The 16,708-nt window shown below is 36.5% G+C and carries 14 protein-coding genes and 2 rRNA genes; 15 read left to right on the top strand and 1 reads right to left on the bottom strand.

Annotated features, from left to right (window positions below; all coding sequences use genetic code 4):
• Positions 1–6 precede the first annotated feature (6 nt).
• The 4 genes from DHMRE_RS03880 (at position 7) to DHMRE_RS03865 (ending at position 3,489) form a co-directional block, all read left to right on the top strand.
• Positions 7–861 (top strand): hypothetical protein, encoded by an 855-nt coding sequence (locus DHMRE_RS03880; protein ID WP_322632385.1) that lies wholly within the window; start codon positions 7–9, stop codon positions 859–861.
• A gap of 93 nt (positions 862–954) precedes the next feature.
• A complete protein-coding gene (locus DHMRE_RS03875) occupies positions 955–1,362 on the top strand; it encodes a hypothetical protein (protein WP_322632384.1) in 408 nt (135 codons plus the stop codon).
• A gap of 63 nt (positions 1,363–1,425) precedes the next feature.
• Positions 1,426–1,842: a hypothetical protein gene (locus DHMRE_RS03870; protein ID WP_322632383.1), complete on the top strand. Its 417-nt coding sequence runs from the start codon at positions 1,426–1,428 to the stop codon at positions 1,840–1,842.
• A gap of 57 nt (positions 1,843–1,899) precedes the next feature.
• On the top strand, positions 1,900–3,489 hold the full coding sequence (locus DHMRE_RS03865; RefSeq protein WP_322632382.1) for a DEAD/DEAH box helicase: 1,590 nt from the start codon (positions 1,900–1,902) through the stop codon (positions 3,487–3,489).
• Positions 3,490–3,523: 34 nt separating this feature from the next.
• Here DHMRE_RS03865 and DHMRE_RS03860 read toward each other — a convergent pair whose 3' ends face one another.
• Complete coding sequence (locus DHMRE_RS03860; RefSeq protein ID WP_322632381.1) at positions 3,524–4,000, bottom strand: deoxycytidylate deaminase; 477 nt, start codon at positions 3,998–4,000, stop codon at positions 3,524–3,526.
• Positions 4,001–4,329: 329 nt separating this feature from the next.
• Here DHMRE_RS03860 and DHMRE_RS03855 point away from each other — a divergent pair, with 329 nt between their 5' ends.
• The 11 genes from DHMRE_RS03855 to DHMRE_RS03805 all read left to right on the top strand — a co-directional run bounded on the left by DHMRE_RS03855 (position 4,330) and on the right by DHMRE_RS03805 (position 16,699).
• Complete coding sequence (locus DHMRE_RS03855) at positions 4,330–5,355, top strand: hypothetical protein (protein WP_322632380.1); 1,026 nt, start codon at positions 4,330–4,332, stop codon at positions 5,353–5,355.
• Positions 5,356–5,622: 267 nt separating this feature from the next.
• Positions 5,623–9,724 (top strand): 23S ribosomal RNA (locus DHMRE_RS03850).
• 72 nt (positions 9,725–9,796) lie between these two features.
• A 5S ribosomal RNA gene (gene rrf / locus DHMRE_RS03845) occupies positions 9,797–9,904 on the top strand.
• 96 nt (positions 9,905–10,000) lie between these two features.
• Positions 10,001–10,363, top strand: coding sequence for a hypothetical protein (locus DHMRE_RS03840; protein WP_322632379.1), 363 nt, complete (start codon positions 10,001–10,003; stop codon positions 10,361–10,363).
• 45 nt (positions 10,364–10,408) lie between these two features.
• Positions 10,409–10,759, top strand: a complete 351-nt coding sequence (locus tag DHMRE_RS03835) for a hypothetical protein (protein WP_322632378.1) — start codon at positions 10,409–10,411, stop codon at positions 10,757–10,759.
• Between the two features lie 53 nt (positions 10,760–10,812).
• Positions 10,813–11,637 (top strand): hypothetical protein, encoded by an 825-nt coding sequence (locus DHMRE_RS03830; protein ID WP_322632377.1) that lies wholly within the window; start codon positions 10,813–10,815, stop codon positions 11,635–11,637.
• Positions 11,610–12,734: a hypothetical protein gene (locus tag DHMRE_RS03825; protein ID WP_322632376.1), complete on the top strand. Its 1,125-nt coding sequence runs from the start codon at positions 11,610–11,612 to the stop codon at positions 12,732–12,734. Before DHMRE_RS03830 ends, DHMRE_RS03825 begins: the two co-directional genes overlap by 28 nt.
• Positions 12,735–12,905: 171 nt before the next feature.
• Entirely contained in the window at positions 12,906–14,156 is a 1,251-nt protein-coding gene (locus DHMRE_RS03820; protein WP_322632375.1) for an amidase family protein, read from the top strand.
• A 24-nt stretch (positions 14,157–14,180) separates the two neighbouring features.
• Positions 14,181–14,513 carry a ribosomal-processing cysteine protease Prp gene (locus DHMRE_RS03815; protein ID WP_322632374.1) on the top strand — a complete coding sequence of 111 codons (333 nt, stop codon included), beginning with the start codon at positions 14,181–14,183 and terminating at the stop codon, positions 14,511–14,513.
• A 28-nt stretch (positions 14,514–14,541) separates the two neighbouring features.
• Complete coding sequence (locus DHMRE_RS03810; protein ID WP_322632373.1) at positions 14,542–15,408, top strand: LPXTG cell wall anchor domain-containing protein; 867 nt, start codon at positions 14,542–14,544, stop codon at positions 15,406–15,408.
• A 46-nt stretch (positions 15,409–15,454) separates the two neighbouring features.
• Positions 15,455–16,699, top strand: coding sequence for an EF-Tu/IF-2/RF-3 family GTPase (locus DHMRE_RS03805; protein ID WP_322632372.1), 1,245 nt, complete (start codon positions 15,455–15,457; stop codon positions 16,697–16,699).
• Positions 16,700–16,708 lie beyond the last annotated feature (9 nt).

Here is a 16,708-nt window from a genome sequence, read left to right as displayed (position 1 = left end):
AGAAAAGTGGTTGAGGAATTATCCCTAAGCCCCTACACAGCAGACGACCAAAATAAAAATTCTTTTAAAATAAAATTGGCCGGTTCCCTAATCATAAGCGATTTTGTAATTCTAAAAAAATTGTATCTTTACGATAATGAACTTGCCGAATTAATCATTAATAACTGCCCCGAAATTGAGTTGATTAACTGTGCTGCCAACTCACTTACTGACGTGGGTTTTTTGACTACCCTCGACTCCGAAAAATTGACTAATCTTTACTTGGAGGATAATAATATTTCGGAGCAAGATTTAAGTTGTTTTGCGAAATTTGTTAATCTAACTGCACTTTTGGTTGGCAATTCGGATAAAAACAAAATCGAACAAGGCATTTATAATCGATTTACTGGCAGCCTAGAGTGTTTAAACGATTTGACTAAGTTGGAAAGGTTAAGTATTCAAAATACTGATATTGATAGTGGGCTAGAATTTTTGCCTAGCTCAGTCCAAGAATTTCATTGTTCGGCCGACCAAAGAAAGGAAAGCGGAGTGAAAAAAATTGCGGAGGAATTGCAACCTTTTCTCATTAGTAGTTTTCACGGGACTTATGACTTTAAAAGTTGAAGAATGGGCGGAGGAACTGGCTCGGCGAATTGATTGGGACCAGAACACATTTCACAATTTGCTACTCCTCATCCCACCTCTTCCAGTAAAGAAAAAAATACTTCCCACCCAAAAATTACGGTCCGGAAAAATGATTTAGAAGCAGATAATTCGGGGTCGGAAAAAGAAACCGGACTGGTTATCCACCAAAATGAAATCGTCCAAGAGTCGCACCAATTACAACAAATAGAGATTAACCCTTACCAAAAGCAAAATTAATATAACGTATTAACATAGCAAATAGCAGTATGACACCAATCGCAAAAAAAAAAAAAAAAAAAACAAGTTATTGTAAGCGTTCTATTAATTGTCTTGATAGGAGGAGGAATAATTTTCTTTCTAAACCAAAAACAAAACAAGTCCTTAACTGCCAAGCCAACTTCCGCTCCGCCAGCCAACAAGAATGAGGAAATCCCACCGGAGCAGCCAACGGATAGTCCTTTTTCTCCCCCACCTGCTCCCAATAATAACTACTCCGCAAAAACTCTGGCTCGGGCCATTAAAGACGATTTACAAGACGCCTTGACTAATGAAAGCCACTGAAAAAATTATTTTTTGGATTATCAATTATTTGAAGATGGGGAAATTACAATACATACCAAGGAAAACGAAAAATTGAATGAGGAATTGAAAGAAAATTTTAACCGCCACTATCAGCAAAGAAAAGAAAAATGAGACAAAGACAAAAAGGAGTTTATAAAGAAACACGGCTGGTCTTAGGAACAGTACGATAGAGAATTTGGTTGACCGGATAGGGAAGCGAGTAACATTTGAAAAAGTGATTTGGAATCCCAAGACCACCTAGAAATAGCCGATTTAATTTGCCGTATAAGAAATTCAAAGGCCGAAAAAGAGGCTCTGCCCTTTAAAAAAGCATTGGAAAAAATAAATGACAACCCCAAACTATTTTATGGCCCATTTGAAACTTATAAGAGTGATGCAAAACTCGGTCGCCATTTTTATTTTCTAGGCAAAGAAAAAGAGAAATTTTACCAACTTTTCATTACCAAAAATCACCCCGCCTTGGCTTTATTTCCCAAATTCAGTTATTTAAATTACCAAAGACTTTGCTACATTGAGGGAGCCGAAAATATTCCGATTGAAAAAAATTCTCTTGAATACGCTGGCAATGAATACAACAAATATCATAAATTAGCCGGTTTAAACAATAAAATAATTATTACTCTTACTAATTTCTAAATTAATTTTTGTATTAAGATTAAAAAAACTTTTTATAATAGTTTGACCAGAAAATTAATGAAAAAAACCGAAGTAGAAATTGTCGAAACGAATTCGCAAAAAATTATTTTCAAAACCACTTATTCCTGAGCCTTTTGTTTAGGTGCTAATCAAGAAAGTAAATTGAAACATTACTCTTTGCCGGCTAATCCTCTTAATAGCCAAAAATTACAAAAAATAGTGTCAAATTATGATTTTTCAGCAACCATTAATAGTGTTCCGACAAATGACACCCAATCCCCTTCTCTTCGTGATTACCAACTAGCGGATGTCAAATTTCTCAGTCGGTTAAAAAGTGTAGCAATTTTTAGTGAAATGCGAACCGGCAAAACACCAATTGCTTTAAAAGTTTTTCAACAATGACCGGTCAATAATTTGCTAATTATTACACCCAGCGTTTTACAACAACAATGACAAAAATCGGTGGAGGAATGGTTGAGAAAACCAGCCTATATTATTACTTATTTAGACAAAAAATCGCGTTATGATTTTTACCAGAAATTACTCAGTGAACCAGAATTAATTATCACTGTTTCGAAAGATACCTTCAAAATTGACAGCCCTCGTTTTAAAAAAATAAAAAAAAAATGAGGAACTAATCATTCTTACTGCGTCATTGTTGATGAAGCCCATTTTCTCCGTAATCACCAATCTCAACAAAGTAAAAGCATTTATACACTCAAAGATGCCCCCTACAAAATGGCCCTGACCGGCACTCCAGTGGTTAATCGCTCCGCGGATATATTTGGTATTCTCAAATTTCTTTATCCGGAAACCTATTCTTCTTATTGAAGATTTGCCGAACAATATTTTTATATTTATAAATCAGAAATTCGGAAAGGCAAAAAAGTCTACAAAATTTTTCGAGTCCAAGATTTTAAGAACGAGCAAGCGCGCCGGGAATTACAAGAAAAAATCAGCCAACTTTCGGTCAACCGCCGCCAAAAAGAAGTCCTGCCCTGACTACCACCTGTAATTTACCAAAAAGAATATTTGTTGATGGAAGAAAAACAACAACTTGTCTATTCCCAATGACGGGAAAAATGAAAAGATTATCAGCCACTTGAAGTATTAGCCAATTTAAAAACGCTAACTCTCTATCCACCGGCCTTGGGCTTGCCGGGATCAGGCAGTAAAATCAATTATCTGGTTGATTTTCTGAAAGAAAGAAAAGGACAAAATATAATCATTTTTTCAACTCGTAGTGAAACTTTTTTGGAGCCCTTGGCCACCGCCTTAGCCGAGAAAAAAATAACCACTGGACTTATTATTGGCAAAACTAATTTTCAGGAAAGAGAAGAAAACATTAACAAATTTCAAAATGGCACGCTCGATATTTTACTCTGTAATATCCAGAGTGCGGGCATGGGACTGAATTTGAGCCGAGCCGAAACCATCATTTTTGCCGACCGCAGTTATTCTCCGGCTGACAACGAACAAGCTGAAGCCCGTTTTTTGCCTACCACTAATTCTGAACCTGGTCGGGTGCGTTTAGTAATTGACCTTATTTGCCAGGGAACCATTGATGAAAAAATCCTCCAATTACTCAAAAGAAAGGAAGACATAATTAAGGTGTTGAATAGTAATCCTGGTTATTTTTTTAGTTAATTCTTTCTTTTTGTTAACACGCAAGACATTTTTTTTATCTCTCAAAAACTATCTTCGGGGCCGCAACCAGTCCATATTCAACCCCCACATCTTTTAACATTCTTTTTGCTGCCATTACTTCTTCTTTTTGGTTATGTTTATCGTTCGAATAGAAAACATGTTTTATTCCTGCCTGAATAATCAATTTAGCACATTCGCAGCAAGGGAAAAGAGTGGTATACAGTGAAAAACCCTGACAATTTTGGTGAGCATGAATTATAGCGTTAGCCTCAGCATGAACGACATACGGATATTTGGTTTCTAGTCAGTTTTTGTGGTTATTTTCCCATGGGTAATCATCGTCATTACAACCCCACGGCAAACCATTATAACCAGTCGCAATGATTTCCTTGTTTTGGTTAACTATTACTGCCCCTACCTGGGTGTTGGGGTCTTTGCTTCGCATAGCACAAACTTGGGCAATTGTGATAAAATATTCCGGTCAAGTTAAATAGTCCGTTCTCTTGGGCATAAATAATTTTTAACTGAGAATAAAAACATTAGTTAGTACATAAACATTATAAAATAACATTAAGGAGGCAGAGAAAAGGGATGAGGCAGAGATTTCAAAATCTCTCTCTCTCTCTCTCTCTCTCTCTCTTTATGAGAGTTAAGAATAATAAAAGTAAGAGAAGATAAGTTGAAAGGAAAGGTCAGAAGTGGTTAGTTCCCTAATCCCAATTACTCCTAATTATTTTTGACCGAAAAAGTGAATGGGAACAGTTATCTAGTCTGCTAATACTGGGTGCCAGGCTACCGAGGCAAGAGGTAGCAAAAAATAATTAAAAATTTATAACAGATATGAATAACATTAACATATTCAATAAATACGATATCGAAAACAAACTAAAAGATTTTAAAGAGGGGCAAGATTATTCAATTTCTCCGACCGATGAACCCAACATAAAAACCTATAATTTTCACAATGACAAATTGAGAAGTGTGTTTCGCGGCGACCGCGTTCCAGTGCGAATAACCCAAGAAGCCTACGATGGCAAAGATTATAAATATAGAGGTCATTTTGAGGAAGGAAAGGATTATAGTTATAGTTATCAAGAATGACAGGGAAATCCGCCGGCTGACGAAGACAGATGAAGGCCAGTTTCAAGTTTAATGTGAAAAAACGGCAATGGTGATTACACAAATACGTCAATTAGTTTTCGACCATTAGAAAACAACCCCGAGTTGAAAAAAAATGAACCGGTTTTTGACAATGGTGAAATTGCTATGCATCAGAAGTATTTAACGGAATTTCAAGAAAAAAAACATTTTTACGAGATGAGATTAATCGAGGAACGGGACCATCCAAAAAGTTGCTGTGAAAAGCACTTGCGAGAGTGATTAAAATCTCCTAAGCGACAAGAATTAATTAGAGATATTGAAAAAAGTATCAGCGAGTTTGAAACAAAAATCCAGCATGAAAAGGATTGATTAGCCAAAAATGCTAATGGTTCCGATTATTCTGGTTTACAAAAAGAAAACCACGAATTACGCCAACAATTAGCAGAAGTTAAAAAACAGTTAACCGAAGTTTTAGAGGAATTGCGAAAGTTGAGGAATAATTCATCCGGTTCGGATAGTGAAAAATTGGAACAACAAATAGTTCAAAATGAAAAATTGATTAAGAACAGTGAAGTGGTTTCGGTAAACGAAATTAAAGACCAGATTAATAAATCGCAAGCGTTAATGAATGAAGTTAGTGCTACTGGTGCTCCAAACAAAGATGATAAAGGTCCCCTGCCGTATGTGATTGGTGGTTCAGTAATCTTGGCTTCAGTCGGAATTATTAGCTACTTGTTGTTGAGAAAGAATAAGCGAAATAAATAATCATTGATGATTTTCTTAAAATAAAGTTGATAAGTTAATTGAGGCAGTTGAAAAAGGGAGGGGGAGAATTAATTCCCCCTTTTCCCTAAAATAATAATATATGTGTCATCGTTGGCTCTAATCGGAATCCTTTTGTACAATATAAAATAAATAATATATACTTTTGAAAAGTAAGTGGTGGTTTTTGGCTACTTAATTTTGAGAGGTATATGTTTTTTTACTCTCTCTTTCTTTGAAAACTGAACGCAAAAAAAGATTTTACCGAAAATTTAAGTTACTAAGAGTGTATGGTGGATAACTTGGGACTAATAGGCGATGAAGGACGTGATATCCTGCGATAAGTTTCGGGGAGCCGGAAAATAGGCTACGATCCGGAAATGTCCGAATGGGGCAACCCATTACCAGTAATGTGGTAAAGTCTGAGTCTCATAATACTTAGAAGCAAACCCGGAGAACTGAAACATCTTAGTATCCGGAGGAAAAGAAAACAAATTAGTGATTCCCATAGTAGTGGCGAGCGAACTGGGAATAGCCCAAACCAATTATGTTTGTAAATTGGGGTTGTAGGAAAATGCTGATTTTAATATCAAGAGTTATCAAAGTTATTGATAGAAGAAGTGGTTGGAAAGCCACACCAAAGAAGGTGAAAGTCCAGTATTCGAAATCAATAGTCCTCTGCATTTCATCCTGAGTACCACGAGACACGTGAAATCTTGTGGGAATCCACGGGGGCCACCCCGTAAGGCTAAATACTCATTAGTCACCGATAGTGAACTAGTACCGTGAGGGAAAGTTGAAAAGAACCCCGGAAGGGGAGTGAAATAGAACTTGAAACCATAACACTTACAAGAAGTCAAAGGGCGTTAAAGCCTAATGGCGTGCTTTTTGCAGAATGAGCCGGCGAGTTATAATTATTGGCGAGGTTAAGTTTCTTGAGAAATGGAGCCGTAGCGAAAGCGAGTTTTAATAGAGCGATTAGTCAATGATTATAGACCCGAAACTAGGTGAGCTAACCATGAGCAGGCTGAAGTGAGGATGAAACCTCATGGAGGGCCGAACCGGTGTTCGTTGAAATGACCTCGGATGACTTGTGGTTAGAGGTGAAATGCCTATCGAACCTAGAGATAGCTGGTTCTCCCCGATATAGTTGTAGGACTAGCGCCAGAGTGAAAACAGTGGGGGTAGAGCACTGAATAGAGAAGGGCCTTTAACCGGGTACCGCCTCTAATTAAACTCCGAATACCATTGTCTATTATCTGGTAGTCAGTCTGTGGGGGATAAGCTCCATGGACGTGAGGGAAACAGCCCAGATTATCGGCTAAGGTCCCTAAATAGTATTAAGTGTAGAAGGAAGTTGTGAGACTAAAACAGCTAGGAGGTTGGCTTGGAAGCAGCCATCCTTTAAAGAGTGCGTCATAGCTCACTAGTCTAGTCGAGCAGTGCCGAGAATGCAAGGGGGCTCAAATACTATACCGAAGCCATAGGCTAGTTGGCAATAAAAGAATTATTAATTATTGAGATTAAGAGAATGAAAAAAGTTCAAAAAAAATGTCGACATAAACAGGTTATTTCTGAAAAAGGAATCAACTGCCTCGTTTGTTCCAAATGTGGAGAAAAGAGTATGCGATTATATGTAGATAGTTAATATTTTTTCTTTTGCCAACTAGCGGTAGGGGAGCGTAGTAAAAGTATTGAAGTTAAACCGAAAGGATTAATGGAGTTTTTACTAGTGAGAATGCCGGCGTGAGTAACGAAAGAAGGTGAGAATCCTTCTGGCCGTATGACCAAGGTTTCCAGGGTTAAGGTCGTCTACCCTGGGTTAGTCGGGGCCTAAGGCAAGGCCGAAAGGCGTAGCCGATGGATAACAGGTTAATATTCCTGTACTCGCCATAATTACTGATGGAGCGACGAAGTCAGCTAAGATAAACCAGTTATTGATTCTGGTCCAAGTATAAAGAGGTCTGGGTTGGCAAATCCGCCCAGTTTAACCTTGAAATATGATGGGTAGGCAACGAATTATCCGAACGCTTTACTTCCAAGAAAAGTTTCTAAAGATATAATTATGGCACCCGTACCTAGAACGAACACACGTGGTCGAGGAGAATATCCACAGGCCAGCGAGCAAACTATAGTTAAGGAACTCGGCAAATTAGCCCCGTAAGTTCGCGAGAAGGGGTGCCTAGGGCAACCTAGGCCGCAGTGAAGAGGCACCGGCAACTGTCTACTTACAACACAGCTCTCTGCTAACTCGTAAGAGGATGTATAGGGGGCGACGCCTGCCCAGTGCTCCAAGGTTAAGAGGAGGGGTTAGCCAGTAGTAAGATACTGGTGAAGCTCTGAATTGAAGCCCGAGTGAACGGCGGCCGTAACTATAACGGTCCAAAGGTAGCGAAATTCCTTGTCAGGTGAAAAGAATTTGCCTGAAAACAGTAGCAATATTGTTTAAGTAAACTGACTAATAACGGTGAACCCTAAGTTTTGGTTTTCTATCAAAATATGGGAATACCGTGGGAACACAATAATTTTGTGACCCGTAACGACTGAAACGAAAGTTGAGAATTTGCGAAAAACGAATTAATACGTCAGCCCTTATTTAGTAAAAGATAATCATGAAATTATTGTCTAATAAACTTAATTTCTAAAATTATTGGATAAGGTGAAGATATAGTCTGAACTAGTAGGAAACTATTAGCGAACACATTTGAAGTTCTGACCCGCATGAAAGGCGTAATGACTGGTGTACTGTCTCAACTATAGGCTCGGTGAAATCTTAGTACCGGTGAAGATGCCGGTTACCCGCAACTAGACGGAAAGACCCCGTGGAGCTTTACTGCAACTTGATATTGACTTTTTTTCTGATATGTGTAGGCTAGGTGGGAGACTGTGAGGCTTGGACGCCAGTTCAAGCGGAGTCAAAAGGTGAAAGACCACTCTTATTAGCAGAAAATTCTAACTTATCGGTTTACAGCCGAAAGGACAGTGTTTGGTGGGTAGTTTGACTGGGGCGGTCGCCTCCTAAAAAGTAACGGAGGTGTTCATAAGGTATCCTCAGTAGGTATAGAAATCCTACGGTGAGCGTAAAGGCAAAAGGATGCTTAACTGTGAGACTAACAAGTCGAACAGATGCGAAAGCAGGACTTAGTGATCCGGTGGTTCTTAGTGGTAAGGCCATCGCTAAACGGACAAAAGTTACCCCGGGGATAACAGGCTAATACTTCCCAAGAGACCACATCGACGGAAGTGTTTGGCACCTCGATGTCGACTCATCGCATCCTGGTGGTGAAGAAGCTACCAAGGGTTGGGCTGTTCGCCCATTAAAGCGGTACGTGAGTTGGGTTAAGAACGTAGGAACACTGCGTTGATTGATAGTAATATCAGTCTAGTATCGGCTAATATCGGTGAAGCCTTCTTCAGTTACAAACTGGCTGAAATGGTAATACCGAGGGAAGAATAAATTATAATAATGAAAGATATCTCTGACCAAGAAAAGTCTTATATAGCAGGTTTTTTGGATGGCGATGGGTGTATTAATGCCCAAATAGTTCGCCGTCCGGACTACCAACTGCGATTTCAAATTCGAGTAAGTATAACCTTTTTTCAAAAATCTAATCGTCATTGGTTTCTCTTATGGTTAAAAAAGAAATTAGTTTATGGAGCGATCCGGAAACGTCCTGATGGAATTTCGGAGTATGCCATTGTAGGAAATCAAATAGTTAAGATTATTTTGGAAAATTTACAAGGACACTTACAATTGAAAAGAAAGCAGGCTAAATTGGTTTTAGATATTATTAATAATCTGTCAAAATTACAAAATCCGCCGACTTTTATAAAGTTGTGCGGATTGATTGATAAGATGGTATTTCTCAATGATTCGAAAAAAAGAACCATAACTGCTTTAGTAGTGAGAAATGAATTAGAAAAACATAATTTATTCCCCGTAGAGACTGAGGGAATAAAAACCCGAGATATTTTTTCTGGTGAGAAAAAATATAAAACGCCGACTCCTGCTGATTAAGTAGGATGAAGATATAGTCCATGCCTTATTGAAAAATAAGGGTTTACATGCGTGAGACAGTTTGGCCCCTATCTGTTGTGGGCGTAGGAAATTTGCGAAGATCTGCTCTTAGTACGCAAGGACCAGAGTGGACTGACCACTGGTGTACCAGTTGTCCTATCAAGGGCACGGCTGGATAGCCACGTCGGGATTAGATAAGCACTGAAAGCATATAAGTGCGAAACTAACTTCAAGATAAGATTTCCCATCCGTAAGGAGTAAGATACCTTCTAGACCAGGAGGTTGATAGGTGGCAAATGTAAGCATAGTAATATGTTGAGTTAAGCCATACTAATTTATCGAGGACTTATTTTTTTGGTATTTTCAATTTTGCGTTCGGTCTTGAGAGAATTCAAAAACTATAAAATTAAATATAAATTAGATTGTACTGGTGATTATAACCAAGTGGTAATACCTGTTCCCATTCCGAATACAGAAGTCAAGCACTTGTGTGACGAAAATACTCTTTACGGGGAAGATAGTTCATTGCCAGTACTTTTTAGAAAGTAAGGGTCAGCCGGTCAAAGGGGTTGGTTCTGTTTCAAACCATTTTTTTCGCAGAAGTCGTAAATAATAATAAACTATAATATTATGGTAAATATAATAGCAAGTACTTTGCTTGATGTCTGAATATTATTAGCAGTAATAAATAAAGGAAGTCGGGTGGCTTCCGATGTTCCTTATTACTTTAATAAACTTCGCCAGGACTACTTAAACATTCAAGAAAAAATGGATGAAGAAAGACTAGGGTCTCTGATAAAAGAAAGCAATGTTCATTTAGAAAAAGTTAAAGGCGACATAGAAACTATTAAAGATAATAACATAGAGAATGACGATGAATTTGAAGTAATAAATAAGGAGTTAACAGAAAAAGAAAGATATAAGGAGGAGTTGGAAAAACTTATCCACGAATGAGAAATGCGATTGTCGAGGATGAAATACGGAAATAAATAATTTGTGCAACAAATTATTTTATTCTTAAATAGAAAATATTTATATATGAAATTAACGCTAAAAAATAAGTTTTTTTGAATGAAAGTAGGAATAATAGGATTGGGAGTCTTTGCTACTGGAGTAGCAAAAGCCAGAGCAGCAGGAGTTCCGATGGACCCACGAGTAGATATTGCTGCTGCTATAGCCCCGGAAGTTGCTATTGGCTTGCACAAAGGAACTAACTATTTGTGAAATAAAGAGATCGAAGAAGTTAATAAAAAAGCAGAAGTAGTTGACTTTGCTAATGCTGGTGATGGTGTAAATGGTATATGAGAAGCCAAAGAAGATAGAGATTGACAATTGGTAAAGTATACTGATTGAGACACTTATTTCAAAGAAAAGTTTAGTCAAAAGTAAACGACTCATCGTTTTTTTAAGGAAATAATAATTTACAATCATTTCATTGCCATTTGGCAAATAAAAGTGGGGTGGTTCTAGTGAGAGACCACCCCCATTACTTTACAAAAAATGTTCTTATAAAGCGGCAATTGATTTTTGCAGGGCACTACAATAAGGAAAAAACTAAGAATAATTTTCGCCAATCCAGCCAACCCAAAACAGGCTACGAAAAATTATTTACTAGTGGAACAATCATTCTTCCAGTAGTAATTTTTATTTCCACCTTAATAATTAGCCAAAGGAGAAAAAAGCCAAAAAAATTAAGAATCATGAAAATAAATACGCGAATATACGAAACTGATAATAAATTGTATAAAAGTAATGAAGAACACTTGAAAGATATTAGAGATAAATTTAGTGTTAAAAGAGCGATTAAAAATATAATTCAGTGTCATCATTTTAATTACCAAGGAAAAAACGTTGGTTACATAGAATTTAAAAATAAAGACAAAGAGTTTTATAAACAACAATTAACAATCTTTCCCGAGGATAAGTGAGTAAGTATTGAAATAGATGACAGCAAAGCAACAATAGTTCCTCGTTTTGGCAGTGGCACCGCTGAGCCAAGATGAGTATTAAAATTTGCTGAAAAGGCTAATTTTAAAGAATCAACTGATGAATTTCGATTTAAGGTAAAAGATAAAGATAGGGTGGGACATGTTGATTATAGAGATACAAGAATGATTATAGACATAGAAGAAGAGAATTTAAATGATTATCCAGCATTTAAGTTAGGTTTGTGAGGTCATCGATTATATCTTGAGTGTCCCAATAAGCAAAGTTTTGTTGAGTTTTTTAATACATTAAAGTGGGTGAGGAATACGTTGTTGATTTAAAAGATATAAAATGGAAGCACCAGTGGAACGGAAATACCGGAGACATTACATATCGAGTTTACCAAGACCCGAATGGTAAAAAAGTAATAAGAAAAGTTGGTGAAGAATCGATTCCAAAAAAATCTTCCGACCAGAAAGAAGCAAAAAAATTAACAGACTTTTGTAAGCGAGTTAGGGAAGAGGTTAATGAAGTCCTAAATCAAGACCCGGTTGTTTTTAGTAGCGAATTGAGCGATAATAACTGAGACGACCTTTTAAGCAGTGCCAAAACTGAACAAGAAATTAATGAACTTAGAGATAGAGTATTGGCTGATATTGAAACCAAACGCAATGCCAAAAAAGGCAAACATAAAAGAGAAGACGAGAAAGGAGAGGATATTCATGACAATAATAGGAAGCCTAAATTGGGTGACGAGGATAAAAAAAATTACGAAGACTTTCTTAAAAATGGAATATTAAATGAAGTTGAAGATAATAAATTGAAAAGCGGACTTGAAGTCGCAATCCGATTGGAAGGAGAAAAGGAATACGATGATGAAAAAACTAGAAAAGAAATAGAAGAAGAGTTATGAAAAAGAAATCCTCAACTTTGCCGAAGCACAATCGTTACTTCTCTTAAAGAAAGATTAAAAGATAATAACATTAATGCCGATGAATTAAGTGAAGAAGTCAAAAAGTTAATTAATGGCGAAATTACTAATGAAGATAAAGTTAAAACAATTAAAGAACAAGCCATCAAAGAAATTGGTCAAAAAGGTGCTGAAAGAAAATGAACTACTTTGTTTAATAAGGCTAAATCGCTCTTAGAAGAAGCCAAAAAAAGTATTACTGAGAAATTAAAAAAAGATTTAAAAATAATCCAAGAACAGATTAAAAGTTTAGGTTCAGAAACTAACTCTTATTTGGCTAGTTTTTATAGTAGCAACAAAGGTCAGGTAGAAAGGTTAGAAAAGAGTATTAGCACGGTTTTAAACCAAAACCAAACCGGTTCTGAACTAACAGGAACTCCATGAGGAATAGTTATTCCGGTTTCGTTGGTAGTAGTAGCAATAGCGGTAGTAATAGTGCTAGTAAGAAAGAGGAGGCAAGTTAAATAGAAAAAACAAGGATTTTTGTTTGAAAGTTAGATAAAATAACTTATTCTTATGAGGTTAAAAATAAACGACAGATATTTTAATTTAGAGATATGAAAGAGAAAATAATTAATAGAGAGAAGTAAGTGAGTTATCAATCTCTGCTAAAGTTTTAACCCTTTCTAAAAGAAATAAATGTCGATAGAAAATAAAAAGCCGGTCGAAAAATATTATACTAGTATTATTCTAGGCAAAAATTCGAAAAAAAAAACATCAGGATATTTTGTCAAAGATAATTTTTGGACCCAGAAATTAGTTACTACTGCTTCATCAAAATTTTTAGACGACTTTCAGCCTAGTCAAAATGCTTTTGTCATTGAGTTACTGAAAAAAAAGAAAAAAAAATTGATAGGCAAAGTTGTTTTAGACGAATTTGCCTGCGGAGGAACCGGGCTTCATGCCGCCACTGGACCGATTTTTAATCCTTACAATTCCTCTTGTATAGTAGGAGGTTCCTCATCCGGCTCGGCCTGGGCGGTAGCAAAAAATTTAGCACCTTGGTCTTTAGGACACGATACAGGAGATTCTATTCGTCGCCCCGCTTCCTATTGTGGGATAGTTGGTTTTAAGCCTTCTTATGGCTCAATTTCTCGTTATGGGGTCATTCCTATGGCCTCCTCTTTGGATACAGTAGGGATTTTGGCCCGTGAAATCCATGATATCAAATCAGTATTCGCCACTATTTCCCAACCTGACCCACGCGACCTCTTAACAGTTGCAAAACGAAAAAAAAACCGCACTCACGCCAAAAATAAAATTGCAGTGGTGGCTGGAATAGAAAAATATTTGTCAAGCGAACTAAACGACCTTTATCATAATACTATCAAAAAACTGGAAAAGGTAGGATATACGACTGAAAAAATAACGATACCGAAAAAAATACGAGAACATTTACAAACTACTTATCTAATTCTCTGTTCTAGTGAATTAATTAGTCATCTTAATTCGCTTCAAGGAATAACTTATGGCCCACCTGAAAACATTGCCATTACTCAAAAGCGAAGTAAATGCTTGGGAGAAATAGTGAAACAACGGCTATTAATCGGGTCCTATTTTCTAGAAAAGCAAGAATTATTTGTCAAGGCTCAAAAAATGCGTTATTTAGTAGATAAGTGGGTGAAAAAAGTCTTGCAAAATTATGATTTTCTAGTTTTTCCCAGCACTAATAGCACTGCTCCACCAGCAGCTAATTTTAATCATTCTTTTGCCGGATTAATATCTTCTCATTGGAGCGATAATTTATTGCTTTTAGCCAATTTCGCTGGTTTACCCTCTTTAAGTTTACCCATTGGTTTTGTTAATGATTTGCCGGTTAGCATTAATATAAATAGCGGTTATGGAAATGACAAAAAAGTTTTGGAATTGGCCGAAGAGTTGGAAAAATAAACTACTTCACACATTTTAATATATATGCCAACCACTGTTCTCTGTAAGAAAGACGCCAAAAATAATTTTCAGCATATCATTATCAAAGACCATGCCAATTTTGCTGAAAAAGGTCAGGATATTGTCTGTGCGGCGATTTCGGCCATTACTAATGGGACAGTTAACTTTCTCCAAAAAAATTATTCAAATGATTGTAAAATTTCCTATCTCCCAGCCGAGATAATCATTTATCCGTCTGCCAATAATTCCGATTGTCAATTATGTTTACGATTAATGCTGTATCAATTAGAAAACATTGCTAATTCCTACCCAGATTATTTAAAAACAATTGAAGCGAGGCGGGAAAATAATCATTAAAAACTTAATTATTATCTAAAATCGGAAAATGAATAACAATTTTAATTTTTACTTTGCGACCACCGAATCACTAATAAGGATAAAAAATTACACCGACGGCGGGCAAAAATATCTTGTGGCTAACTTTACCAAAGATGATTTTTGTGAACTAGACAATCCCAGAACTCATTTAATTATTCCTGACGATAATTCACTGCTGGCTAGCCACGTTAAAAATAATCCGGATGGTTATGACGTTTTTTTTACTCCGCTTTCGAACTTAAAGTATCGACCAGGTTTTCAAAAAGGAAGACAAATTATTAATGGTTTATTAATTAAGGACACTAGTCAAGTGAAAAAACTAATCGAGACTGAACGGACGCAGGCAGAAATTACTTTTCAAGTCATTAGTCAGCAGAAAAAAATCGAAGGGGAAAACCCTAACCCGAAAAATTATAGCCACGAATTAGTAGTTAAGCCTTTTTCTCTCGGCATAGAGGGAATACCGGAAATTTCCCGAATTATTTTTAATTTTATTTCTCTCCTTCCAGGACAAACACAAAGGGAGAAAGGGTTGATAAAGACTGAATTATATAATAGTAAATTATTAGCCGAAAGTGCCGGTAAAACTTTTAGTATGAAGGTTAAGCGATGAAGGTGAGGAGCCAGCAATAATTCTCTTTATTTTAATAACGTGGGCGATTTAGACATAGGTAGCCTTCGAGAAATCAGTTCGGACAACCAACCACCAAAGCCCAGTCAAAATGATAATCCTCCATCTCCTAACCCGCCAAAAAATAGTGGTAATTCTCCTCCTTCTGAAAACAATTGACTAATGATTTCTGGAATAACAATTTTAGCCGTTTTTGTGTTAGGCGCTGGCTTTTTGGTGGCGAGAAAAAGAAAAAAAGATTAGAAGAATAGACGTTAGATGCTTTCATTTATAACTTATAACAAAAGAAATGGAAAAAAAATTGCTAAAAGCTCTAATTTTTGATCTACTTTATAGCCGCTATTACGGGGTTATTATTTATGTGCGGATTTTTACTGGGGAATTAACCAAAGGACAAAAAATTAAGTTTTATACTAATCCCCAAAAAGTTTATCAAGTAGAAAGAGCGGGGGTAAAAATCCCCAAAGAGATTTTAAAAGACAAATTGACAGACGGAGAAATTGGTTGATTTACGGCCAACATTCGGGACATGCGAGAAGTAAAAGTTGGTGATACAGTTTTCGATCTCAATAATAATTCCTCGCCCTTGGCTGGTTACCAAGAAGCAAAATCCACAGTTTACTCTAATTTATATCCCAGCGACAGTTCTCATTACAAGGAATTCAAAAAATCGCTGGAGGAATTACAAATCCAAGACAGCGCCTTAAGTTTAGAACCCATTGATTCCCAACTGCTTGGTCCGGGATTACGAGGTGGCTTTTTAGGCTTATTACACCGAGAAATTATTAGTGGGAGATTAGAAAAGGAGTATGGTTGTGAAATTATTATTACTCCACCAAGTATTGATTATCGAATGATTTTGACTAATGGAGAAATACTAGAAACTAACAATCCTCAAAAAATACCGACTAAGGACAAAATAAAAATTATTGAAGAACTGTTTATTGATTTAAATATCACTACTCCCGAGGAGCATTTGGGAGAAATTTCCCAATTATGCCAAGACAAGCGAGGTATTTGACAATCCCAAGAGTGAAAAACAGGCTCCCTCTATCAGTTGAATTATCATTTGCCTTTTGCTGAGTTTATTCTCGATTTTCATGATAAAATTAAATCAATTTCCCATGGCTATGCCTCTTTTGATTACCAAATAATTGGTTTTCATCCCAGTGATATTGTAAAAATAGACATTTTATTAAATAATCAACTAATTCCCGATTTATCTTTTTTGGTACATCAGAGTTTGGCTTATGAAAGAGCTAAAACGACTTGCGAGCAATTAAAAACCACTCTCAATCGGCAAAACTTTCCCGTTCCGATACAGGCCGTTATTGGCAACCAAGTAATTGCCCGAGAGACTTTGTCCGCCTTAAAAAAAAATGTTATATCTCGGATTCATGGAGGTGGGGCTTTAGACCGAAAAATGAAACTCTGGGCCAAACAAAAAAAAGGCAAGTCTCGCATGAAAGAAGTAGGCAAAGTAAATTTTGGGGCTGGCAATTTACGAGCACTTTTAAAAAATAATAATAAATAAATTAACAAT

The organism is endosymbiont DhMRE of Dentiscutata heterogama, from assembly GCF_002888635.2.
In the GTDB taxonomy this organism is placed as follows: Bacteria; Bacillota_I; Bacilli_A; order Mycoplasmatales; family CGIF01; genus CGIF01.
The sequence above is the reverse complement of the archived record's forward strand: the minus strand, read 5'-3'. Positions and strand labels throughout refer to the sequence as shown.